The sequence below is a fragment of the Stenotrophomonas beteli genome (assembly GCF_001431665.1).
In the GTDB taxonomy this organism is placed as follows: Bacteria; Pseudomonadota; Gammaproteobacteria; order Xanthomonadales; family Xanthomonadaceae; genus Stenotrophomonas; species Stenotrophomonas beteli.
The window spans coordinates 23,155-44,755 of record NZ_LLXV01000019.1; the positions used below are offsets into that span (position 1 = coordinate 23,155).

The window sequence follows — 21,601 nt, forward strand, 5'->3', positions numbered from 1 at the left end:
CCGGCTCTGCCGAAAACGACTTAATCCCCTCCGTCCCCTTTTTCCTGTATCAGGCGCGTGCGCGGATCAACCAACAGGCGGCGTCCACGCGCACGCGGTCGCCGTCGATGAACGGTGCGAATGCAGCCAGTGCCTGGTCGCGCAGCGCGGCGGCCTCGGCTTCGGGCAGCGTCCGCAGCGCCTGGCCGACCGGGCCCAGCTGGCCGACGTAGGCCGGCAGATCGTCGCGCGCGATCGAGCAGGGCACCTCCACCGCGACCACCTCCACCTCCCTCCAGCCGGATACCTGAAGCAGGTGGCGCACGCGCTGGCCATCGGCAAAGGCGAACTGCCCCGGCGCGCCCGGTACCCGTGGCGGCAGTGCCAGTGCGTGGCCCACCGCGCGCTCGGCGGTGGTCATGAATGGATTTTCGTCGGCACCGCGCCAGGCGATGAAGCACAGGCCGCCGCCGGGCCGTACGGCTCGATGCAGGTTGCCGAAGGCAGCGGCGGTGTCCTCGAAGAACATCACGCCCAGCCGTGACTGGATCCAGTCGAAGTGTGCGGATGGCAATGGATGCCGCTCGGCATCGGCAACGATGAAATCGGCCCCCAGCCTGGCCCTGTCCGCACGCTGCCGGGCCAGCGCCAGCATGGGTGCGGAGATGTCCAGGCCGGTGCAGCGGGCAGACGGGCGTGCAGTGGCAGCGGCCAGCAGGCTGGCCCCCGTGCCGCAGCCGACGTCCAGCAGTTGCGTGACGGTCTGCGGCAGCTCGGCCGCGAGCAGGTCGGCCATCGGTTGGAACAGGCCATCCAGGACGGACTGCTGGGCGACCCATGCCTGCCCTCCAGGGCCGTTCCACAGGGCGTTCTGATCAACGGGGGACGTACTGGCCACGGCCTTGTCTCGGCGGGAACGTGGCGATAGCTTGGCGCTTGAAGGCGACTTGAGGTCAAGCCCGTGCGTGAACTGGATATCGGCGAGGTGGTGCGGCGCAGCGGCGTGCCGGCCTCGACCCTGCGTTACTACGAACAGCTGGGATTGCTGCAGACCCTGGGCCGTCGCGGGCTGCGCCGGCAATACAGCGAGGCGGTGCTGGAGCGGCTGGCGCTGATCGGCCTTGGCCAGGCGGCTGGGCTGTCATTGCAGCAGATCGGCGCGTCCCTGCCGCAGCAGGGGGGCATCACCCTGGACCGAGAGGCGTTGCTGGCGCAGGCCGAGCTGCTTCAGCGGCAGATCACCCGGCTGCAGCGGGTCCGTCGCCACCTTCAGCGCGCTGCTGCCTGCCCGCAGGCACACGATGCCCGCCAGTGCAGTTCGTTCCGGAAACTGCTGCGCGCGCAGCGGCGCCTGGGTGGGTGAGCAGATCGCGCCTAGTGGATGAATCAATCGCGCGTGCTGACTTCCCAGGTCGCGTGCAGCACCCCCGGCACCTGTTCCATCCGCGCCAGCACGACGTCCAGCTCGTCGGCGCTGACCGCCGTGCTGACCAGGACCGCGATCACGTCGGTGGGCGCATCGGCATGCTCGACCACCTGCACATCACCCACCGGGTACTGCGCCGCTTCGAGTGCGTCGACCAGCCGCTCGCGCACGCGCGGCACCGCTTCGGCGTCGACGCTCAGCCGCACCTCATAGGTGGCTTCGGTGGCGGCCTCGTTGATCGGAATGCGGTTGATCGCATTCACCAGCGGCCGCAACAGGGTGTTGCCGGCGATGACCAGCACCGTCAGCAGCACGCCCTCGGCCAGCATGTCCGCGCCGGTGCAGCTGCCCACCGCTGCCGAGCACCACAACGTGGCGGCGGTGTTCAGGCCACGCACGTTCATGCCTTCCTTCATGATCACGCCGGCGCCAAGGAAGCCGACCCCGGAGACGACATAGGAAATGACCCGCACCGCCTCCGCGCTGCCCGCGATGCGCATTCCAAGATCGACGAAGGCAGCGGCGCCCACCGCCACCAGCACGTTGGTGCGCAGGCCGGCGGTGCGTTGCCGGTACTGGCGCTCGGCGCCGATCAGCGTGCCCAGCACGAAGGCGGCCAGCAGGCTGACCACGGTGTCGGCGAAGGGGCCGGCCTGGAAGGTTTCGATGAAGCGCATGGCCGGAGTCTACCCGGTCGAGGTGACAGTAGATCCACGCAATGCGTGGATATCCGGGATGTCGATAGCCAGCGTGCCGGAAACGACTTAATCCCCTCCGTCCCCTTTTTGCGGGGTCAGTCGGTGTCCTCGACGCGCTCGCCCATCAGCTCGCGCTGGCGCTTGTCCAGTTCCTCGGCGTAGCGCTTGCGTACGAAGGCTTCAGAGACCACGCCCAGTACCTGGCCGTCGGCGCCGACCACGGCCAGTTCGTCGGCCTGGGTCTGGTCGAAGCGCCGCATCACGCTCACTACGTCGGAAGAGGGCGCCAGCGAGACGTCGCGGTTCTGCGCCAGCTCGCCGATCGGTGTGCCGGGCGTCACGCCGTCGCCATAGGCATGCGGAATCTGCACGATGCCCGCGTAGTGGCCTTCGCTGTCGATCAGGACCACCCGGGTACCGGAGCCCAGTGGAAAGCGCTGGCGGAAAGCGCCGGTGTCGAGGTCGGCGGGGGCCGTGGCCACGCCCTTGCGCATCAACCGGCCGGCATTGAGGTTCTGTACCCAGCCCACATCGCGGGCGCTCCTGATGGTCTCGCCACGCAGGTGCATGCGCCAGGTCGAGAACGAATAGCCGAACCATTGCCGCACCAGCGTACTGGAGACCAGCACCGCGCTCATCACCACGCTGGTCAGCAGGAAATCGTGCGTGCCTTCCAGCACCAGCATGGCCATGGTCATCGGTGCGCCGACCACGGCGGCGGCCAGTGCGGCCATGCCGGCCAGTGCGGCCGAGGTGGCATCGACCACCGGCACGCCGGCGGCCATGCCCAGCAGCCCGGCAAACAGCGCGCCCACCAGGGTGCCCATGAACAGCGAGGCGAAGAACAGGCCACCCCGGAAGCCGAAGCCCAGCGAGATGCCCGAGGCCAGGCACTTCAGGGTCAGCAGGCCGCCGATCCAGATCAATGGCAGGTGGGTGGTCAGGTCCAGGTGCAGCGCGCCATGCCCGGACGAAAGCACCTGCGGGCTGGCCAGCGCCAGCGGAATCAGCAACAGGCCGCCGACCACCGGCCGTCCCCAGGCCGGCAGCGGGCTGCGTTTGACAGTGCCTTCGATCGAGGCGATCAGCCGCATGATGGCGATGCCGATCATCGCGCAGCAGCAGCCGAGCAGGCCGTAGATGGCATAGTCGGCGGCGCGCACGTCGATGGTCGAGGCCGCCGGCAGCAGGTAGGCCTCGATGCCGGCCTGGTCGGCCACGAAGGCGCCGGCCAGCGCGGCGACGGCCACCGGTGCCAGCGCAGCAGGGGTGTAGGCACCGATGACGATCTCGAACGCATAGAACGCGCCCGCCAGCGGCGCACCGAACGCGGCGGCGATGGCGCCGGCGGCACCGGCACCGACCAGGATGCGCACGTCATTGCGGCGCAGGCGCATCACCCGGCCCAGCTGCGAGCCGCTGCCGGCCCCCATCTGCGTATACGACGCCTCCAGCCCGACCGACGCGCCGCAGCCGTTGGAGAGCAGGGTCTGGGTCAGCACGATCAGGTTGTCGCGCATCGACATGCGGCCGCCGTGCAGGGCATTGGCTTCCACCGCATCAAGCAGGGGGCGTTTAAGCCGGGTCGCGGCCAGGCTGACCAGCCCGACCAGCAGGCCCCCCAGCGGCAGCACCAGCAATGCAGTCCAGGTCAGCGAGGGCAGGGAGCTCAGGCGCATGCCGTCGTCCAGCCCGTAGAGCGCCCCCTGCAGCCATCGCGCGATGCCGGACTGCAGCAGGGTCAGGTAACCGGCGATCAGGCCGACCAGCAGGGCAAGCGCGATGAACCAGAGGTCGCTGCCGCGCAGCCGCAGGCGCAGGCCCTGGAGGGCCAGATGCAGGCGCGATGGCGAAACAGGCAGTGACATGGTGGCGGCATGATACGCCGCCACCGTGATCGCCACCGTCACTGCATCGGGCGGTTACCGCTTCAGAAGCGGTAGCGGCCCTGCACGTAGAAGGTGCGTGGCGCAGCCACCATGCGGCCGGCGTTGCCATCGACGTTGCGGGTGTACCAGCGCTTGTCGGCCAGGTTGTTCACGCCCAGCGCGATTTCGCTGTCGCCCAGGCCCGGCACCTGCCAGGCCACCTGCGCGTTCCACAGGCGCACGCCGGGCACGCGACCCACGCGCGCATCGGCGGTTTCTTCCCAGGTGTTGGCGGCATCGGAGAACTGGCCGCTCTGATGGGTGCTGGAGACATTGAAGGTCCACCCGGCCAGCGCGTAGCGGGCGCCGACGCTGTCGGTGTCGCGCGCGTAGAACGGCACGTCCAGGCCGCGGTTGCCACCGGACTGCTGGATCGCCTTGGTCCATGTGTAGTTGGCGTACAACTCCAGCCCGGCCAGTGCACTGTCCTCGGCGAAGCGGTACTCCAGCGCGCTCTCCACACCCTTGTGATCGGTGGCGCCGATGTTCTGGAAGGTCGGGGGAGTGATACCCGGGACCTGCAGGATCTGGTTGTCGAAGCGCATCTTGAACACGGTCACTTCCGCGCGCAGTGCGCCGTCCTGCCAGCGCGCACCGAGTTCGGTGGTCCTGGCGATTTCCGGGTTCAGCGGGTTGCTGGCGGTCTGCGAATTGAGCTGGATGTTCTGCACCGGCCCGAACGAGGTGGTGTAGTTGCCGAACACGGTCAGCTGCGGGGTCAGCAGGTAGGCGATGTTGAGCGAGGGCAGGGCCTTGTCGTTGCGGCTGCTGAAGGTCGCCGCGCCCGCGGCCTGGCGGCGGTCCATGTCGATCCATTCCATGCGCATGCCCGGGGTGATCCGCCACTGGCCGATCGCAATGCGGTCGTCGATGTAGAACGCGTGGGCGTCGGTGGCGTTGTCGAAGCGGGTGGTGGCGCTGGCCACGCCGGTGCGGCGGGTGACGGTGTAGCTGCGGTCGTTGCCACGCTCACGCAGGAAGCGGTAGCCGGCAGTGATGTCGTGCACGCTGGCGCCCCAGTGCAGGCGCTGGGTGTAGCGTGGCTCGATGCCGAGCACGCGGTAGTCACGCGGCTGTACGGTCAGCTGGGTGTTGGCGGCGTTGATCAGCGAGCTGGCACGGCTGCTTTCGTTGTAATAGGCCAGCACCTCGAACTCGCTGTCGGCCGACAGCGTGTTGGTGTAGCCCAGGTCGATGCCGGTGCGGTGGCCCTTCCAGAAGTCAGCCGGCCGGGTGTTCTGGAACGGATCGGCCTCGTACTGGGCGCGGGTCAGGCCGCCCGGGGTCAGTGAACGCGCGTCGTAGTAGGAGAGCTTGGCGCGCAGTTCCTGCTGTTCGTCGATGGCGTAGGCGAACTTCAGCGCGAGATCGTCGAAGCGGTCGTCGCTGCCCTGGCGCCAGCCGCGGCCGTCCTGGCCGGAATACAGCAAGGCCGCGCCCAGGCCGTTGTCGCCGGTGCCGCCGAGGAAGGCGTTGTACTGGGTGCTGTCACCGCCGCCATGGTCGTAGGCGGTGTAACGCACGCCCGCCTCACCGTGCAGGCCGATGCCGGTGGGAATGGCGCGGGTGCTGAAGTTGATGATGCCGCCCACGTTCTGCGGTCCGTAGCGCACCGCGCCGCCGCCGCGCACCACGTCGATCGATTCGATGTTGGACAGGCTGGTCGGTGCGAACGACAGTTGCGGCTGGCCATACGGCGCCACCGCCAGCGGCACGCCGTCCAGCAGCACGGTCGAGCGCGGCGAGTAGCGCCCGGTCAGGCCGCGCACGCCAATGTTCAACGACACCGAGCTGCCAGCGGTGCCGGAGTTGTCGGTGACCTGCACGCCGGGGATGCGGCGCATGGCATCACCGATGCTCGCCGCGCCGCTGGCCTCGATGCGCTGGCGGTCGACCACCGTGCGTGCGCCGGCAAAGCGCTTGACGCTGTCGTGCAGGCCGGTGCCCAGCCAGCTGCCGGACACCTGGATGCTGTCCAGCGTGGTGGCGCTGTCCTGGGCGGATGCGGTGGCGACTGGGAGCAGGCACAGGGCGAGGGCGGCCGCCAGCGGCAGGCGGGCCGGTTGCAGGGCGTGGGTGGGCATTGATGCAGGTCGTGGAAGGTCGTAAATGAGAATTATTGCTGATTCCATTCGCCAATGGAATGCACCACCGGTTCATCCCGACGACCGGGTGGTAAAATTGCAGATTGCTTCCTGACCCGCCGAGATCCGCCATGTCCCAAGCCGCCTTCTACCCCGTCGGAATCCCTGGCCAGCCGTGGGGAGCGGCGGAACGGGAAGCGTGGCGTGGTCGCCAGCAGCGCCTGCGCCGCTACGACGAGGAGGTGCTGCCGCGCATTGACGCGCTGGCCTCGCGCTTCGACAAGGTGGCCTATGGCCAGCTCGACTACGCCGGTGAGACCTACACCCTGTTCGCCCTGCGCAGCCGCGACTGGAACCCGGCGCTGCCGGCGGCGCTGGTTACCGGTGGCGTGCATGGGTATGAGACCAGCGGCGTGATGGGCGCGCTGGAGTTCCTTGAGAAGCACGCCGCCGACTATGCCGGCAAGGCCAATTTGCTGGTGGCGCCGTGCGTAAACCCGTGGGGCTTCGAGCGCATCAACCGCTGGAACTACGATGCGATCGATCCGAACCGCAACTTCCGCGCCGATGGCCCTGCGCGCGAGTCAACCGCGGTCATCGAGCTGATCGCGCCGTACAAGGGGCAGTTCGTGCTGCACATCGACCTGCACGAGACCACCGACAGCGACGAGAGCGAGTTCCGCCCGGCGCTGGCCGCGCGTGACGGCAAGCCGTTCGAGCCGGGCCTGATTCCCGATGGTTTCTACCTGGTGGACGACAGCGAGAATCCGCAGCCGGCCTTCCAGCAGGCGGTGATCGCCGCGGTGGAGAAGGTCACCCATATCGCCCCCGCCGATGACAAAGGCGAGATCATCGGTTCGCCGGTGATCGCCCACGGCGTGATCGAGTATCCGCTGGTGAAGCTCGGACTGTGCGCGGGCATCACCGGTGCGAAGTTCACCACCACCACCGAGGTCTACCCGGACAGCCCGCGCGCCACCCCGCAGCAGTGCAACGATGCCCAGGTGGCGGCGGTGTGCGCGGCACTGGATTACGCGCTCGCCCATGGTTGACCGGTAGTGCCGGCCGCTGGCCGGCAACCGTCCCCTTATCCGTGTCACCCCAGCGCGTCGGCCCACCACAGGGCCGCCGGCCCCGGCGGCGTGTCGCGGCGCCACAGCAGGTCGCTGTGGATGCGCCGTGGCCAGCCGGGTAGGGTCAGTTCCACCAGCTGCCCGCGGTCGTAGCGCTGTACCAGCGCGCGTGGCAGCTCGGCCCAGCCGATGCCGTCCTCAGCCATTTCCATCACCATCAGGTAATCGGTGGCGGTCCATGCCAGGCCGGTGACCGCGCGCGCATGGTCGACCTCGGCGCTCAACCGCACCTGCCGGTGCCGCGCCAGCTGCGCGGCGGCGCGACGCCCGGCGCTGGCTAGAGGGTGCCGGCGCGCCACGTACACTGACAACTCGCTGTGGTGCGCCAGCGGCCGCGCGATCAGTCCATCCGGATAGCGCTCCTGGCGCGGCAGCAGACCCAGCACGGCGCGGCCGCTGCTCACCCGTTCCAGCACGTCATCGCCCTCGGCATCCAGCCATTCCAGTTCGATCTCCGGGAACGCCTCGGCGAAGCGCTGCAGGATCCGCTGCTCCGGATCGAGCTGGTAGACATCGGAGAACACCACGGTCAGCCGCGCTTCGACCGGCGCGGCCAAGCGGACGCTCAACTGCTGAAGGCGAGCATCGGCAGCCAGGATCTCCTGCGCATGGCCCAGCACCTGGCGGCCGGCTTCGGTCAGTTGCGGGTAGCGGCCGCTGCGGTCGAACAGGCTAACGCCCAGGTCGGCCTCCAGGTGGGCGATGGCGGTGCTGACTGTCGATTGGGTCTTGCGCAGGCGTCGCGCCGCGGCCGAGAACGAGCCCAGTGCCGCGGCTTCGACGAAGGCCTGCAGGGATTCGGGGGAGTAGGGCATGATCCATCGCTCCTTTCGATGGAATCCATTTTGATACCACCGTAAAAGGCGATGATACTGGCCACCGTCGCCCCTGTCTGCGGGGTGTTCCGGACCCTCCACGCATGCCGTGGACCCATTGAAGAGGCGGCGCGGTCCCCGCCCTGCAAGGAGTTTCATATGTCCCGTACTGTTCCCGCCCGTGGCGCGCTGGTCGCCTGGGCCTGCCTGACCGTGGCGATCGTCGCTGAAGTGGTCGGCACCTCGTTCATGGCCCATGCCGCCCGCGATGGCGGCTGGAGCGGCTATCTGATCATGGCCGGCGCGCTGGCACTGTCCTACTTCTTCCTGGCACAGTCGGTGCGCCGCATTGCCGTGGGCGTGGCCTACGCAGTGTGGGAAGGCCTGGGCCTGACCCTGCTGACCGTGGTCGGACTCACCGTCTTCGGTGAAAGCCTGTCGCTGCAGCAGCTGGCCGGCCTGGTGCTGGCGGTGGCCGGCATCGTCTGCGTCACCCTCGGGGAGGCGCACTGATGAACACCCTGGCCCTGTTTTTCGTGATCTGCTCGGCGCTGATCGACGTCGCCGCCAACATGATGGTGGCCAAGTCGGAAGGCTTCCGCCGCTGGCGCTGGGGTGTCGGCGCGATCGTCATGGTCTGGATCGCCTTCGCCCTGCTGGGCCAGGCGGTGCGCTACATGGATCTGGCCACGGCCTATGCAATGTGGGGGGCGATCGGGGTAATCGGCACCGCCAGCTGCGGCCGCCTGTTGTTCGGCAACCGCCTGCGGCCGATCGGCTGGGTTGGCATCGCCCTGGTCACGGCGGCGGTACTGCTGCTCAGCACCGCCAAGTAGCAGCACGCCTTGTCGCGAGCTGGGCGGCGATGGTGCAGCGATTTGCGAAGTCGCTCCTGCTCATCGACACTGCGGTTTTCCACATGGAGTGCCCGCATGTTCAGCCACATCACCGTAGGAACGAACGACATGGAGGCCGCGCGTCGCTTCTACGACGCCCTGTTCGCCGCGATGGGGGCACGTCCGGGCGTGTTCGACGAGAAGGGCCGGCTGCTGTACTTCAAGGATGGGCGGATGTTCGGTGTGACTGCGCCGATCGATGGGCAACCGGCGTGCCATGCCAACGGCGGCACCATCGGCTTCAGCCTGGGCAGTGCGGAGGCCGTACGCGCCTGGCAGGACGCCGGTGTCGCCCACGGTGGCACCGCTGTCGAAGATCCTGCCGGCATCCGCAACATGGCCGGTCGCCCGTTGTTCCTGGCCTATCTGCGTGACCCGGATGGCAACAAGCTGTGTGCGGTGCACCCAATGTCGTGATCGGACAGACTGCGCGTGACCGCGTTGCAGGCGGCCCGCGCAGCAAGCGCAGGCGCGGGTGCGTTGCAGCGCGCGCGTGATACCACGGAAGAGTCGGCCAGGCCTGTGACCGCTGGGCGCAACTTCATGCTCTGTCCACTGCGGTTCAGCCAGAATCGGTCGGCTAACCCTTTGATCTACCGGAGAACGCCGCCCCATGGATGTACTGGAGCCGCAACAATCCCCGGTGCGCACCCTTCGGCCTGTGTTCGCCTTCGCGGCGATCGTTGTCGTGGCGTTCGCGCTGTTCGTCAGCCTGTTCCCGCTGGGGGCAGGCCGCCTTCTGCTGAAGGCGCAGGACTGGGCCGCCCTCAATGTCGGCTGGTACTACCTGCTGGCGATGACCCTGTACCTGGTGTTCGTGGTCGGCGTAGCGCTGTCCAAGTACGGTGGCATCAAGCTCGGCGCCGACCACGACGAGCCGGAGTTCAGCTACCTCTCCTGGGCCGGCATGCTGTTCGCCGCCGGCATCAGCATCACCCTGTTCTTCTTCTGCGTTTCCGAACCACTGACCCATTACCTGCAGCCGCCGCAGGGCGATCCGGCCGCAGGCGAGGCTGGCGCGCGCCAGGCGATGCAGCTGTTGTTCCTGCACTGGGGCCTGCATGGCTGGGGGGTGTTCGCGCTGGCGGCGATGGCGATGGCCTACTTCGCCTATCGCCACAACCTGCCACTGGCCCTGCGCTCGGCGCTGTACCCGTTGATCGGCAAGCGCATCAACGGCCCGATCGGTTACACCGTAGACGCGCTGGGCATTGTTGCCACCGTGTTCGGCATCGGTGCCGACATGGGCTTTGGCGTGCTGCACCTCAACGCTGGCCTGTCGCACCTGTTCAACGTGCCGCATTCCAACCTGGTGCAGATCATCCTGGTGGTGGCGATGATGGGCGCGGCGGTGGCCGTGGCCGTCTCCGGCGTGGAAAAGGGCGTGCGCTGGATGGCCAACATCAACATGCTGCTGGCGATCGCGCTGGTGCTGTTCATGCTGTTTGCCGGCCCGACGCAGTACCTGTTCAGTACCTTGATGCAGAACCTGGGCGATTACCTGGGCAGCGTGGTCGGCAAGAGTTTCGACGTGTACGCCTACGGCGGTCGCCCGGAATGGCTGGGCGGCTGGACGGTGTTCTACTGGGCGTGGTGGATCGGCTGGGCACCGTTCGTGGGCCTGTTCATCGCGCGCATCTCGCGGGGCCGCACCATCCGCGAGTTCGTGTTCGGCGTGCTGCTGATTCCGCTCGGCTTCACCCTGGCGTGGCTGTCGATCTTCGGCAACAGCGCGCTGGACCAGGTCCTGCACCATGGGCAGGCGCATCTGGCGCAGCTGGCGGTGGATGATCCACCGACCGTGCTTTATGCGCTGCTGGACAGCTACCCGTGGAGCCGCGCGGTGATCACGGTGACGGTGCTGGTCAGTTTCATCTTCTTCGTGACGTCAGCTGATTCGGGTGCGGTGGTGCTGTCCACGCTGTCCTCGCATGGCGGCGCGCCGGAGGACGACGGCCCGCGCTGGTTGCGCGTGTTCTGGGGCACGGTCATTGCCGTTCTGACCGCCGGCCTGCTGCTGGCCGGCAGCATCGATGCGCTCAAGTCGGCCGTGGTGCTGGCATCGTTGCCGTTCTCGGCGATCCTGCTGCTGATGATGTGGGGCCTGACCCGCGCCTTCAGCGACGAGTCGCACCGCAAGCGCGCGCTGCAGTACCGCCCATCGCCGCTGATCGGCGACGACCGCCATCATCAGGGCTGGCGCCAGCGCCTGAGCCAGGCGATGCATTTCCCGGTTCGCGACCAGGTCTACCGTTTCATGGACGATACGGTGAAGCCGGCGATGGAGGCGGTTGCCGAGCAGCTGCGCGGGCAGGGCTGGGATGTGGCCACGCGCTTCGAGGCCGGCGACATGGAGCTGACGGTGAACCACGGCGAGCAGCAGGATTTCCTGTACCGGGTGATCCTCAGCGGTTACCTGACCCCGTCGTTCGCCGCGCAGCAGCTGCGCAACCAGCGCTACTACCGCGCTGAAGTGCACCTGTTCGAAGGCAGCCAGGACTACGACCTGGTGGGCTACAGCCGCAAGCAGATCATCAACGACATCATCAGCCAGTACGAACGGCACCTGCAGTTCCTGCACCTGAGCCGGTGATGGTAGTGCCGGCCGCTGGCCGGCAACGCGAACGGGGCGGCGCATCACCGCCGCCCCGTTGGCGCATCAGAACCGGTAGCGCGCGCCCAGCGAGACGAACTGCCCGCGCAGGTTGTACTGGCTGATGTCGAAACCACTGGAGCCACCAGCCGGATCAAACGGCGGGTCCTTGTCGGTCAGGTTCAGCACCGACAGCGACAGCGTGGTGTTGGCAATGCCTTCGTAGGCCACGTACAGGTCCAGCTGGTGATACGGCTTGATGCGGTTGCGCAGCCCCGGGTTGCTGGTCGTCGTTGCCACGCGCTGGTCATAGCCGCTCACGTACTGCAGGCTCAGCGTGCTGCTCCAGTCGCCCACTGCCCAGTTCAGCGAGGTGGTGCCGCGGGTGCGCGGCAGTGCGCCGTGGCGGTTGTTGCCGGCTCCTTCATACGGTGCCTGCCCGGCCACCAGCGGCTGCTTGAAGCTGAGCAGGTGGGTCCAGCTGCCGGCCACGGTGAAGCTGCCCCAGCCCTCGGTGCGGAAGGTGCGGTTGGCGTCCAGGTCCAGCCCGGAGGTGGTCAGTTCGCCCTGGTTGGCGTACTGGTTGGTGATGAACTGGATGCGCCCCTGTGCATCACGCTGAACGCGGCCGGGGAACAGCGTCGGGTTGTCGACGATGAACTGTGCGCTGTCCGGCTTGACCAGGTTGTCCTGCTCGATGCGATACCAGTCCAGGCCGATGCTGGTATCGCCATCGGGCGACCACACCGCGCCCACATTGAAGTTGCGCGAGCGCTCGGCCTTCAGGTCCGGGTTGCCGGTGCGGATGTTGGTCACGCCACGGCTGCCGCCGGGCTGCAGCGGATCCAGCGGATCGATCACCGAGCCATAGCTGACGGTCTGGCCCGGCGCGATTTCCGGCAGCGAGGGGGCGCGGAAGCCGCGCGAGAACGAACCGCGCAGCAGCAGGCTGTCCAATGGCTGCCAGCGCAGCGCCAGCTTCGGCGAGAACGCCTTGCCGAAATCATCGTAGTGGTCGCCGCGACCGGCTACCTGCAGTTCCAGCGTGCGGTGCAGCGGCACGCTCAGTTCGGCATAGGCGGCGCTGACCTGGCGCTCGCCGTTGACCACATTGATGGCCGGGCGCAGTTCGGTGCCCGACAGCACCTGCGCGCTGGTGCGCGCGTCCAGCGATTCCTTGCGGAACTCCGCACCCCAGGCAAAGCCGACCGTACCGGCGGGCATCTCCCACAGCGAGGTCGAGGCCTTCAGGTTCAACGCGTGCAGCTTGTACCAGCCTGGCCGCTTGGTCTGCAGGCGCAGGGCGTCCAGCGCCCCCGGCGTGCTGGAGGGATCGAGGAAGTTGTAGCTGCCATCGCGCAGGATCTGCTCGAACGCGTAGCGGTTGACGAAGTTGTCCACGTATTCGCGCTGCGCGCTCTGTGAAGTCAACGCCGCCACTTCCCAGTCCCAGCGCTCGCCACTGCCGCGCACGCCGGCCAGGGCACGGTAGAACACCTGCGTGTTGTCCTTCAGGCGCGGGCCGAGATCGAAGAAGGTGTACTCGAACGGCAGCGGCGCGCTGCCCGGGTTGTTCGGATGACCGACCGGCAACACCGCCGGTACGTCGATCAGGGTGCCGGTGGCCGGGTTGTAGGCGCGCAGGCCGGGGCCGACGGTCAGCGGCGCGCTGAAGATCTGGTCGGCCTTGTTGTGGCTGTACAGCACGTCAGCGAATGCCTCGACGCTGTCATTGAAGCGGTAGGTCGCACTCAACGACGCCTGCAGGCGCTCGGCACCGGGCTGCAGGGTCTTGAACGGCTGCGCGTTGAAGGCGCAGGCCTGGCCGGGCAGGGTGCTGCCGAAATCGCTGTAGGGACGCAGCTGGCTGCCGTCGGGGCAGTTGGCGAACGGCTGCGGCGCGCGTGGGTTGGACAGCCAATTGCCACCGGCGGTGGACCAGCCGGCCAGGCGGCCACCGGGCTTGTTGCGGAAATCGCCGCTGCGGGTATAGGCGCGCTGATCAGCGTCGAGGCGATCGCGCTTGAGCAGGTCCAGCCCGAACAGCACGTTCCAGCCCTGCTGTTCGAGGTCGCCGAAGCCAGCCAGCAGGCTGGCCTTGCGTTCGTCGAGGCCGCCCTGGGTGGCGGTACCGAAGCCGCCGCCGACTTCCACGCCCTGGAAGTTTTTGCGCAGGATGATGTTGATGACGCCGGCGATGGCATCGGAGCCGTACACCGCCGAGGCACCATCCTTCAGCACTTCGATGCGTTCGACCGCGCTGATCGGCAGCGCGTTGAGGTCGACGAAGGTGTCCTGGGTATTGAGCGCGAAGCCGAAGTTGGAGACGCGGTAGCCATTGACCAGCACCAGCGTGTTCTTCGGCGACAGGCCACGCAGGCCGATCGAGGCCGAGCCCGCGGCGAAGCTGCCGGTGTACTGCTCGTCGAAGCTGTTGCCGGCATTGGCCGACAGGTTGCGCAGCACGTCGGTGAGGGTGGAGCGGCCGGTCTGCTCGATCTGTTCGCGGCTGACGATCTGCACCGGGTTGGGCCCGGCGGTATCGCTGCGCTTGATGTTGGAGCCGGTCACTAGCACGGTGCCGAGGGTGGTGCTGTCCTTGCCGGCATCGGCGGATTCAGCGGCGCCGGCGGCGCCGGCGGTAAGGCCCAGCGCGATGGCGCCGGCAAGCAGGTTCAGGGTGGTGCGGTACATGGAAGCGACAACGCCGAACGGGGGAGGAGCCGTCAGTACCGCATGCAGGCAAGTACGCCTTCCAATGACGAAAGCGCATTCAGTTATACATCACAGGTTCTTAACGAAAGTAAGCGCTGGTCCGCACGCCTCCTGGGGGTCAGATCCCTTTCCAGCGGAAAGGGATCTGACCCCGGTTGTCCGAGTCTCAGGGACGCAGCAGTACCTTGCCGTTGCGGCCCGAGCCTCCTGCGACCTTCACTGCCTGGGCAATGTCGTCCAGTGCGAAGACCTGCTCCACCGGCAGTGTCAGCTCACCACTGGCCGCACGCTTCAGCAGTTCGCCCACCAACCGGCGCTTGTCCTCCACCGCCATCGCCTGGCTGACCTTGCTGCCCCAGAAGCCCTTCACCGTGGCTTCCTTGTAGATCAGGCCGCCGGCGGGGATGTGCATCGGCTGGCCGCTCATCACACCGAACGACACCAGGGTGCCATGGTGGCCGAGCAGGTCGACCAGGTCACCGCTGGCGTCGCCGCCGATGGAATCCACCGCGGCGGCCGCCTGTTCTTCGCCGGTCGCCTCACGCACGCGATCTTTCCAGCCATCTACCGAGGTGTCGAACACATGATCGATGCCCAGCGCCTGCAGCTGCGCGACCGCATCGGCGTTGCGCACCAGGTTGGCCACATGCACGCCACGCGCCCGCGCCAGCATTGCCAGCGACTTGCCCACCGCGCCGTTGGCGGTGTTCTGCACGATCCACTGGCCGGGCTCGACGTGCAGGAACTCCAGCAGCATCAGCGCGCTCAGCGGCATCGCGATCAGCTGTGCGGCCATTTCGTCGGGGATGGCGTCCGGCATCGGAATCACCATGCGTGCCGGTGCGATGAATGCTTCGGCCCAGGTGCCGTGCACCGAGGCGGCGGCCACGCGCTGGCCGATCTGCAGGCCCTCGACCCCTTCGCCCAGTGCATCGACCACGCCCAGTGCCTCACTGCCAGCGATGGCCGGCAGCGTCGGCTTGTAGCCGTACAGGCCACGCACGGTCAGCAGGTCATGGTTGTGGATCGAGGCCAGCACGGTGCGGATGCGCACCTCGCCGGGGCCGGGCTCAGGCAGCGGCGCATCGGCAATGGCAAGGACGTCGGCCGGATCGCCGAAGGAGGGGTACTGGGCAGCGCGCATGAGCGATGTTCCGAAGAAAGTGATGTTGTAGCGAACTGGGGACGCAGGGGATGTCGACAAGGTGTCGCCGCTGCAACACGGCGTCCTGCGACGGATCGTCGCGGCATGTCGTGATTACCGCATCTTGTGTTGACGGTTTGGAGTATCCCCACTATGTTGTGGCCGTCACTCCCGGTCAGCCGCCGCCGCCGGACATGCAGCAAACGTCCCGCGGCCCGCCCCTGAAGGCTTGCCGTGTCGACGCGGCCGCCTTCGTGCGGACCCAGATCGCCCCCACGGCCCGGATACCGGCCGCAGGCGCAGGCTATCGCCGACGACCTGGTGTTCCCGCGCTTTGGCATACCACCCGATCGCCCCGTGCGCCGGTATCGCGTGCAGGGCTGCCACGGCATCGACGCCGCTGTGCGTGCGAGCCTGGAGACGCAGGACCATGACCGACAACACCTACCGCGCGGCCGATCTGGCCGGCGCCGGCGACGCTTTGCGCGCTGGTGGCGAGCGCGTGCCGACCTGGATCACCAAGGAGGCCGGCAACCGTCGCCTGCCGTTCGACGCCGAGCGCCTGCAGCGCAGCATCGATGCGGTGCATGCCGAGTTCCCGCAGCTGGACGTGAGCGACTATCGCCGCGTGGTGCAGGCGATGGTCGAGCGCAAGACCAGCCTCAGTGCCGATGATCTGGTCGACCTGCTGATCCGCGAGGCCGAATCGCGCGTGGACCTGGTCGCGCCCGAGTGGGAACAGTTCGCTGCGCGCATCTACCTGCGCCGCCTGTACAAGCGCGCCAGCCGCAACCGCTTCTACGATGTCAGCCTGAAGTACGGCTCCTACGTGGGACTGCAGGAAAGCCTGGCTGATCGCGGCATCTACAGCAACGACATCCTGCGCTGCTACTCGAAGGAAGAGTTGCAGCAGGCCGGCGGGATGATCGATCCGGAACGCGACCGGCTGTTCGCCTACAACGGCCTGTACCTGCTGGCCACGCGCTACCTGGCCAGCGACCGCAGCCGCGAGGTCTACGAACTGCCGCAGGAGCGCTGGCTCACGATCGCGCTGTACCTGATGCAGGAGGAAAAGCCGCGCGAACGCCGCATGCAGCTGGTCGGCGAGGCGTACTGGGCGCTGTCCAACCTGTACATGACGGTAGCCACGCCGACCCTGGCCAACGCCGGCAAGGTCGGCGGCCAGCTGTCGAGCTGCTTCATCGACACGGTGGACGACAGCCTGCAGGGCATCTATGACTCCAATACCGATATCGCCCGTGTGTCCAAGCATGGCGGCGGCGTGGGTGCCTACCTGGGCTATGTGCGCAGCAGTGGCGCACCGATCCGTGGCGTACCCAATTCCTCCGGCGGCGTGGTGCCGTGGATCAAGCAGCTGAACAACACCGCGGTGTCGGTTGATCAGCTTGGCCAGCGCAAGGGCGCGGTGGCGGTGTATCTGGATATCTGGCACCGCGACATCGAAGCGTTCATGGACCTGCGCCTCAACAACGGCGACCAGCGGCTGCGCGCGCACGATGTGTTCACCTCGGTGTGCGTGCCCGACCTGTTCATGGAAGCGGTCGAGCGCCGCGCCGACTGGTACCTGTTCGACCCGCACGAGGTGAAGCAGGCCAAGGGCTGGTACCTGCAGGACTTCTACGATGAGACGCGCGGTGCGGGCAGCTTCCGTGACCGCTATGCCGAGCTGGTGGCGGATGAGCGCATCAGCCGCCGCACGGTGAAGGCCATCGATCTGTTCAAGCGGATCATGCTCAGCCAGCTGGAGACCGGCAACCCGTTCCTGTTCTACCGCGACGAGGTCAATCGCCGGAATCCGAACAAGCACGCGGGCATGATCCATTCCAGCAACCTGTGCACCGAGATCCTGCAGAACATGAGCCCGACGCGGATGATCCAGGAGATCGTCAGCGGCGACCAGATCGTTACCACGCGCCGCGCCGGTGACTTCGTGGTCTGCAACCTGTCCTCGATCAATCTCGGCCGCGCGATCAGCGCACCGGATGACCTGCTGGCCACCGACGTGCTGGAGCGCCTGATCCCGATCCAGGTGCGCATGCTCGACAACGTGATCGACCTCAACGCGCTGCCGGTACCGCAGGCCACGATCACCAATCGCAAGTACCGCGCCATCGGCCTCGGCACCTTCGGTTGGCACCACCTGCTGGCGCAGCAGGCGATCCAGTGGGAATCACCGGATGCCGAAGCGTTGGCCGACCGTCTCTACGAGCGCATCAACTTCCTGACCATCCAGGCCAGCATGCAGCTGGCCAGGGAAAAGGGCAGCTATCCGATGTTCACTGGCAGCGACTGGCACAACGGCCGCTACTTCCGCGACCGCGACTACAGCGGCGCCACGTGGGACAGCCTGGCCCGCGAGGTCGCCACGCATGGCCTGCGCAACGGCTGGTTGCTGGCGGTGGCGCCGAACATGAGCACCGCGCAGATTGCCGGTTCCACCGCCTCCATCGACCCGATCTACAGTGCGTTCTACTACGAGGAAAAGAAAGACTTCCGGCGGCCGGTGGCGGCGCCGGGCCTGTCGCTGGAAACCTGGCCGTACTACGAGAAGGGCGCCTACAAGGTCGACCAGTTCGCCAGCGTGCGCCAGAACGCGCGCCGCCAGCGCCATGTCGACCAGTCGATCAGCTTCAACCTGTACGTGCCCAGCACCATCCGCGCCAGCACGCTGCTGGAGCTGCATCTGACGGCGTGGCGCGAGGGGCTTAAAACCACCTACTACGTGCGCTCCAACGACATCGACATCAGCGAATGCGAGTGGTGCGCCAGCTGACCGCCGCGACTCCTGTAGAGCCGAGCCCATGCTCGGCTCAGACGCGAAGAGCAGCCGAGCGTGGGCTCGGCTCTACATCTGCAATGCACGTAACACGAAGGTAGACGACCATGGCAACCTCCCTCGACCGCATCAAGATCCTCGAACCGCGCCATCCCAACCGCAGCACCGGCATCATCAACGGCCGTACCAGCGGCATCCTGAACTGGAACGACATTCCGTACCCGTCGTTCTATCGGGCCTACAAGGAGCTGTCGACCAACTTCTGGATCCCCGACGAAGTGGACATGAAGCTGGACGCGCGCCAGTACGGCGAGCTGTCCGGGCGCGAGAAGAACGCCTACGACTCGATCATCGGCCTGCTCGCCACGCTCGATTCGCCGCAGACCCGCTTCATCTACAACGTGGCCGAGTACATCACCGACCCGGCCGCGCATGCCAATGCGGCCATCATCGGCCAGCAGGAAGTGATCCACAACGAGAGCTACAGCTACGTGCTGGCCTCGATCACCGACCTGCCGAACCAGAACCGCATCTTCGAGATCGCCCGCACGCACCCGACCATCATCAAGCGCAACGCGCCGATCATGGGCGCGTATGACGATTTCATGCGTGAGAAGACCGCCGAGACGCTGCTGAAGTCGCTGATCCAGTCGTCGATCCTGGAGGGCATCAATTTCTATTCGGGCTTCGCCTACTTCTACAACATGGTGCGGCAGAACCGCATGACCGGCACCGGCAAGATCATCAGCTTCATCAACCGTGACGAGCTGGCCCATACCAAGTTCATCAGCGAGCTGATCCGCGCGATCGTCGGCGAGAACCCGGAACTGCAGACCCACGAGCTGACCGATTACGTGCACGGCGCATTCCAGCATGCCATCGAGCTGGAGACCCAGTGGTCGTCGGAAGTGCTGGACGGCATCGACGGCATCGATGTCGAGGAAATGACGCGTTACGTGAAGTACCGCGCCAACAAGATGGCCGGCATGCTCGGTATCGAGCGCCTGTACAGCGATACCACCGACAACGTGATGCCGTGGATCAAGGCCTACGCCGACAACTTCACCGAGACCAAGACCGACTTCTTCGAGATGCGCAATGCAAGCTACAAGAAGACCAATGTCGACAACGGCTTCGACGATCTCTGAGCCGCGCAGGGCGCTGCGCATCCTGGTGGTGGTCGCTTCGCTGAGCGGCAATACCCGCGAGCTTGGCCGGCAGATCGCCGGGCACTGCCGCGCTGCCGGCCATGCCGTGTATTGGCAGGAGGCTGACGACCTGCGCCAGATACCGCCACTGGCCGCCGACGAGGCCGACCTGGTGCTGCTGGGCTGCTGGACCGACAACGCCGGGCGCACACCCTCCGAAATGAAGGGCTGGGTGGCTGGCATCGCCGAGCGCGGCGAGCGGCCACGGCAGCTGGCCGTGTTTGGCACCGGCGAGAGCCAGTGGGGCCAGGAGTACTACTGCGGCGCTGTCCACCGGCTGATCCGCTATTTCCACAGCGACTACCCCGCGCTGGAGATCGAACAGATGCCGCACGGCGAACGCCACGCCGCGGCCATCAATGCCTGGACCGATGCGGTCCTGGCCCACTACTGGAGCACCACCGATGCAGATCATCGACGCCACCACGCCTGAGCAGTTCCAGCAGTTGCTGGCCGAGCACCCGCGGGTGCTGGTGGATTTCCACAAAGAGCAGTGCCCGGGATGCCGGATGCTGGAAATGTCACTGCATCGCGTAGCCAACAGCGTGGCGGGGCAGGGCACGACCCTGCTGCGCGTGCAGTTGGAAGTACTCGGTGAGGCATTCTTCAGGGAGCTGGGGCTGCGGCAGACGCCGACGCTGTCCCTGTTCCGTGACGGTGACGAACGCACGCGCCTGGCCGGGTTCCAGTCGCCGCAGCAGATCGAGGCCGCGATCGCGTTGCATTTGTAGAGCCGGGCCATGCTCGGCTGCTGTTCGTGCGGTGTGCGATGAGTCGAGCATGGCTCGACTCTACAACGGCGTCCCTGGCATTTCGCGCTATGCGCCGCAGAAGGTATCCACCAGCAGTTTCACGTTCAGTGCCACGATCACCAGCGCGATCATCCAGGCGATCGCACCCAGCCAGCGCGGGGCCACCAGCGCCCCCATCGCCACCTTGTCGGTGACGATCCGCACCAGCGGGATGATCGCGAACGGCAGCTGCATCGACAGTACCACCTGGCTCAGCACCAGCAGCTTCACCGCGCCCTGGTCGCCGAACAGCATGATCACCACCACCACCGGAATGATTGCCAGTGCGCGTGTGATCAGTCGACGCAGCCACGGCGGCAGGCGCAGGCGCAGGAAGCCTTCCATCACGATCTGCCCGGCCAGGGTGGCGGTCACCGTGGAGTTCAGGCCCGAGGCCAGCAGGGCCACCGCGAACAGGGTGGCCGCCGCGCCCACGCCCAGCATCGGTGCCAGCAGCTGGTGCGCCTGCTCGATGTCTTCCACATCAAAGCGGCCGTTGGCATGGAACACGGCCGCCGCCAGGATCAGGATGCTGGCGTTGATGAACAATGCCAGGGTCAGTGCGAGGGTGCTGTCGGTAACCGCCCAGCGCAGTGCGCTGCGACGGCCCTCATCGGTGCGCGGGTAGGCGCGGGTCTGCACGATGGATGAATGCAGGTACAGGTTGTGCGGCATCACCGTGGCACCGATGATGCCGATGGCGATGTACAGCGCGTGCGGATCGGTCACCACCTGCGCGCGCGGGATGAAGCCGCCCAGTACCGCCATCACCGGAGGTGCAGCCATCGCGATCTGCACCACGAAGCAGGCGAAGATCACCATCAGCAGCGCGATCACGAAGGCTTCCAGTGCACGGAAGCCCCGGTTCATCAGCAGCAGCACCAGCAGCGTGTCCAGTGCGGTGATCACCGCGCCCCACAGCAACGGCAGGTCGAACAGCAGCTTCAGCGCGATCGCCGTGCCGATCACTTCGGCCAGGTCGCAGGCGATGATCGCCGCCTCGCACAGCGCCCACAGCGCCAGGTTCACCGGCTTCGGGTAGCGAGCGCGGCAGGCCTGCGCCAGGTCCATGCCGGTGGCGATGCCCAGCCGCGCCGACAGCGCCTGCAGGATCACCGCCATCAGGTTGGAGATGAGGATGACCGACAACAGCAGGTAGCCGAAGCGCGAACCGCCGGCCAGATCGGTGGCCCAGTTGCCCGGGTCCATGTAGCCGACCGAGATCATGTAACCCGGGCCGAGGAAGGCCAGCAGTCGGAACCACCAGTGACCCTTGTCGGGCACCGCGACCGAGGCGTTGAGCGCACCCAGGCTGGCCGGAGTGGAGGCCGAAGGGTCGCGGGGCGCCAGGGTGCTCATGGGACCGAATATAGCTCCTGCTATAGTCATTAGCA

At 66.9% G+C, this 21,601-nt stretch carries 18 protein-coding genes; 10 read left to right on the forward strand and 8 right to left on the reverse strand.

Going from position 1 to position 21,601, the window contains the following annotated elements; all coding sequences use genetic code 11:
* Positions 1 to 49 precede the first annotated feature (49 nt).
* Entirely contained in the window at positions 50 to 877 is an 828-nt protein-coding gene (locus ARC23_RS03685) for a class I SAM-dependent methyltransferase (RefSeq protein ID WP_057495983.1), read from the reverse strand.
* A gap of 63 nt (positions 878 to 940) precedes the next feature.
* On the opposite strand from ARC23_RS03685, the gene ARC23_RS03690 reads away from it, so the two are divergent.
* Entirely contained in the window at positions 941 to 1,342 is a 402-nt protein-coding gene (locus ARC23_RS03690; RefSeq protein WP_057495984.1) for a MerR family transcriptional regulator, read from the forward strand.
* Between the two features lie 23 nt (positions 1,343 to 1,365).
* On the opposite strand, the gene ARC23_RS03695 is transcribed toward ARC23_RS03690, so the two are convergent.
* The 3 genes from ARC23_RS03695 to ARC23_RS03705 form a co-directional block, all read right to left on the reverse strand.
* The gene (locus tag ARC23_RS03695) at positions 1,366 to 2,082 is read right to left on the reverse strand and encodes an MgtC/SapB family protein (RefSeq protein ID WP_057495985.1); all 717 of its coding nucleotides are present in this window, start codon (positions 2,080 to 2,082) and stop codon (positions 1,366 to 1,368) included.
* A 116-nt stretch (positions 2,083 to 2,198) separates the two neighbouring features.
* Positions 2,199 to 3,971, reverse strand: a complete 1,773-nt coding sequence (locus tag ARC23_RS03700) for a chloride channel protein (RefSeq protein ID WP_057496090.1) — start codon at positions 3,969 to 3,971, stop codon at positions 2,199 to 2,201.
* A 62-nt stretch (positions 3,972 to 4,033) separates the two neighbouring features.
* A complete protein-coding gene (locus ARC23_RS03705) occupies positions 4,034 to 6,115 on the reverse strand; it encodes a TonB-dependent receptor family protein (RefSeq protein ID WP_057495986.1) in 2,082 nt (693 codons plus the stop codon).
* Positions 6,116 to 6,246: 131 nt separating this feature from the next.
* Between ARC23_RS03705 and ARC23_RS03710 the strand changes: the two genes are divergently transcribed.
* Entirely contained in the window at positions 6,247 to 7,167 is a 921-nt protein-coding gene (locus ARC23_RS03710) for a M14 family metallopeptidase (protein ID WP_057495987.1), read from the forward strand.
* A 44-nt stretch (positions 7,168 to 7,211) separates the two neighbouring features.
* Here ARC23_RS03710 and ARC23_RS03715 read toward each other — a convergent pair whose 3' ends face one another.
* On the reverse strand, positions 7,212 to 8,063 hold the full coding sequence (locus ARC23_RS03715) for a LysR family transcriptional regulator (RefSeq protein ID WP_057495988.1): 852 nt from the start codon (positions 8,061 to 8,063) through the stop codon (positions 7,212 to 7,214).
* 159 nt (positions 8,064 to 8,222) lie between these two features.
* On the opposite strand from ARC23_RS03715, the gene ARC23_RS03720 reads away from it, so the two are divergent.
* The 4 genes from ARC23_RS03720 (at position 8,223) to betT (ending at position 11,552) form a co-directional block, all read left to right on the forward strand.
* Positions 8,223 to 8,576: an SMR family transporter gene (locus tag ARC23_RS03720; RefSeq protein WP_057495989.1), complete on the forward strand. Its 354-nt coding sequence runs from the start codon at positions 8,223 to 8,225 to the stop codon at positions 8,574 to 8,576.
* Entirely contained in the window at positions 8,576 to 8,899 is a 324-nt protein-coding gene (locus ARC23_RS03725; protein ID WP_057495990.1) for a DMT family transporter, read from the forward strand. The genes ARC23_RS03720 and ARC23_RS03725 overlap by 1 nt, the downstream gene beginning before the upstream one ends.
* Positions 8,900 to 8,995: 96 nt before the next feature.
* The gene (locus ARC23_RS03730) at positions 8,996 to 9,376 is read left to right on the forward strand and encodes a VOC family protein (protein WP_057495991.1); all 381 of its coding nucleotides are present in this window, start codon (positions 8,996 to 8,998) and stop codon (positions 9,374 to 9,376) included.
* 196 nt (positions 9,377 to 9,572) lie between these two features.
* Entirely contained in the window at positions 9,573 to 11,552 is a 1,980-nt protein-coding gene (betT, locus tag ARC23_RS03735) for a choline BCCT transporter BetT (protein WP_057495992.1), read from the forward strand.
* Positions 11,553 to 11,618: 66 nt separating this feature from the next.
* Here the strand turns inward: betT and ARC23_RS03740 are convergent, their stop codons facing one another.
* Together ARC23_RS03740 and ARC23_RS03745 are read right to left on the reverse strand one after the other, a co-directional pair.
* The gene (locus ARC23_RS03740; RefSeq protein WP_057495993.1) at positions 11,619 to 14,246 is read right to left on the reverse strand and encodes a TonB-dependent receptor; all 2,628 of its coding nucleotides are present in this window, start codon (positions 14,244 to 14,246) and stop codon (positions 11,619 to 11,621) included.
* Positions 14,247 to 14,433: 187 nt separating this feature from the next.
* A complete protein-coding gene (locus ARC23_RS03745; protein ID WP_057495994.1) occupies positions 14,434 to 15,411 on the reverse strand; it encodes a zinc-binding dehydrogenase in 978 nt (325 codons plus the stop codon).
* A 430-nt stretch (positions 15,412 to 15,841) separates the two neighbouring features.
* Between ARC23_RS03745 and ARC23_RS03750 the strand changes: the two genes are divergently transcribed.
* The 4 genes from ARC23_RS03750 to ARC23_RS03765 all read left to right on the forward strand — a co-directional run bounded on the left by ARC23_RS03750 (position 15,842) and on the right by ARC23_RS03765 (position 20,147).
* Positions 15,842 to 18,205 (forward strand): ribonucleoside-diphosphate reductase subunit alpha, encoded by a 2,364-nt coding sequence (locus tag ARC23_RS03750; protein WP_057495995.1) that lies wholly within the window; start codon positions 15,842 to 15,844, stop codon positions 18,203 to 18,205.
* 110 nt (positions 18,206 to 18,315) lie between these two features.
* On the forward strand, positions 18,316 to 19,356 hold the full coding sequence (locus ARC23_RS03755) for a ribonucleotide-diphosphate reductase subunit beta (RefSeq protein WP_057495996.1): 1,041 nt from the start codon (positions 18,316 to 18,318) through the stop codon (positions 19,354 to 19,356).
* Positions 19,328 to 19,849, forward strand: a complete 522-nt coding sequence (locus ARC23_RS03760) for a flavodoxin (RefSeq protein ID WP_080393007.1) — start codon at positions 19,328 to 19,330, stop codon at positions 19,847 to 19,849. Before ARC23_RS03755 ends, ARC23_RS03760 begins: the two co-directional genes overlap by 29 nt.
* Entirely contained in the window at positions 19,821 to 20,147 is a 327-nt protein-coding gene (locus ARC23_RS03765) for a thioredoxin family protein (RefSeq protein WP_057495997.1), read from the forward strand. Before ARC23_RS03760 ends, ARC23_RS03765 begins: the two co-directional genes overlap by 29 nt.
* A gap of 87 nt (positions 20,148 to 20,234) precedes the next feature.
* On the opposite strand, the gene ARC23_RS03770 is transcribed toward ARC23_RS03765, so the two are convergent.
* On the reverse strand, positions 20,235 to 21,566 hold the full coding sequence (locus tag ARC23_RS03770; protein ID WP_057495998.1) for an Nramp family divalent metal transporter: 1,332 nt from the start codon (positions 21,564 to 21,566) through the stop codon (positions 20,235 to 20,237).
* Positions 21,567 to 21,601: the final 35 nt, after the last annotated feature.

Excerpts from the sequence above, each read along its gene's own strand:
- ARC23_RS03715 (WP_057495988.1), bottom strand. The coding sequence starts at position 8,063 with ATGCCCTACTCCCCCGAATCCCTGCAGGCCTTCGTCGAAGCCGCGGCA.
- ARC23_RS03710 (WP_057495987.1), top strand. The coding sequence starts at position 6,247 with ATGTCCCAAGCCGCCTTCTACCCCGTCGGAATCCCTGGCCAGCCGTGG.
- ARC23_RS03720 (WP_057495989.1), top strand. The coding sequence starts at position 8,223 with ATGTCCCGTACTGTTCCCGCCCGTGGCGCGCTGGTCGCCTGGGCCTGC.
- ARC23_RS03705 (WP_057495986.1), bottom strand. The coding sequence starts at position 6,115 with ATGCCCACCCACGCCCTGCAACCGGCCCGCCTGCCGCTGGCGGCCGCC.
- ARC23_RS03750 (WP_057495995.1), top strand. The coding sequence starts at position 15,842 with ATGACCGACAACACCTACCGCGCGGCCGATCTGGCCGGCGCCGGCGAC.
- ARC23_RS03695 (WP_057495985.1), bottom strand. The coding sequence starts at position 2,082 with ATGCGCTTCATCGAAACCTTCCAGGCCGGCCCCTTCGCCGACACCGTG.
- ARC23_RS03700 (WP_057496090.1), bottom strand. The coding sequence starts at position 3,971 with ATGTCACTGCCTGTTTCGCCATCGCGCCTGCATCTGGCCCTCCAGGGC.
- ARC23_RS03740 (WP_057495993.1), bottom strand. The coding sequence starts at position 14,246 with ATGTACCGCACCACCCTGAACCTGCTTGCCGGCGCCATCGCGCTGGGC.
- ARC23_RS03745 (WP_057495994.1), bottom strand. The coding sequence starts at position 15,411 with ATGCGCGCTGCCCAGTACCCCTCCTTCGGCGATCCGGCCGACGTCCTT.
- ARC23_RS03765 (WP_057495997.1), top strand. The coding sequence starts at position 19,821 with ATGCAGATCATCGACGCCACCACGCCTGAGCAGTTCCAGCAGTTGCTG.
- betT (WP_057495992.1), top strand. The coding sequence starts at position 9,573 with ATGGATGTACTGGAGCCGCAACAATCCCCGGTGCGCACCCTTCGGCCT.
- ARC23_RS03770 (WP_057495998.1), bottom strand. The coding sequence starts at position 21,566 with ATGAGCACCCTGGCGCCCCGCGACCCTTCGGCCTCCACTCCGGCCAGC.
- ARC23_RS03730 (WP_057495991.1), top strand. The coding sequence starts at position 8,996 with ATGTTCAGCCACATCACCGTAGGAACGAACGACATGGAGGCCGCGCGT.
- ARC23_RS03755 (WP_057495996.1), top strand. The coding sequence starts at position 18,316 with ATGGCAACCTCCCTCGACCGCATCAAGATCCTCGAACCGCGCCATCCC.
- ARC23_RS03725 (WP_057495990.1), top strand. The coding sequence starts at position 8,576 with ATGAACACCCTGGCCCTGTTTTTCGTGATCTGCTCGGCGCTGATCGAC.
- ARC23_RS03760 (WP_080393007.1), top strand. The coding sequence starts at position 19,328 with ATGTCGACAACGGCTTCGACGATCTCTGAGCCGCGCAGGGCGCTGCGC.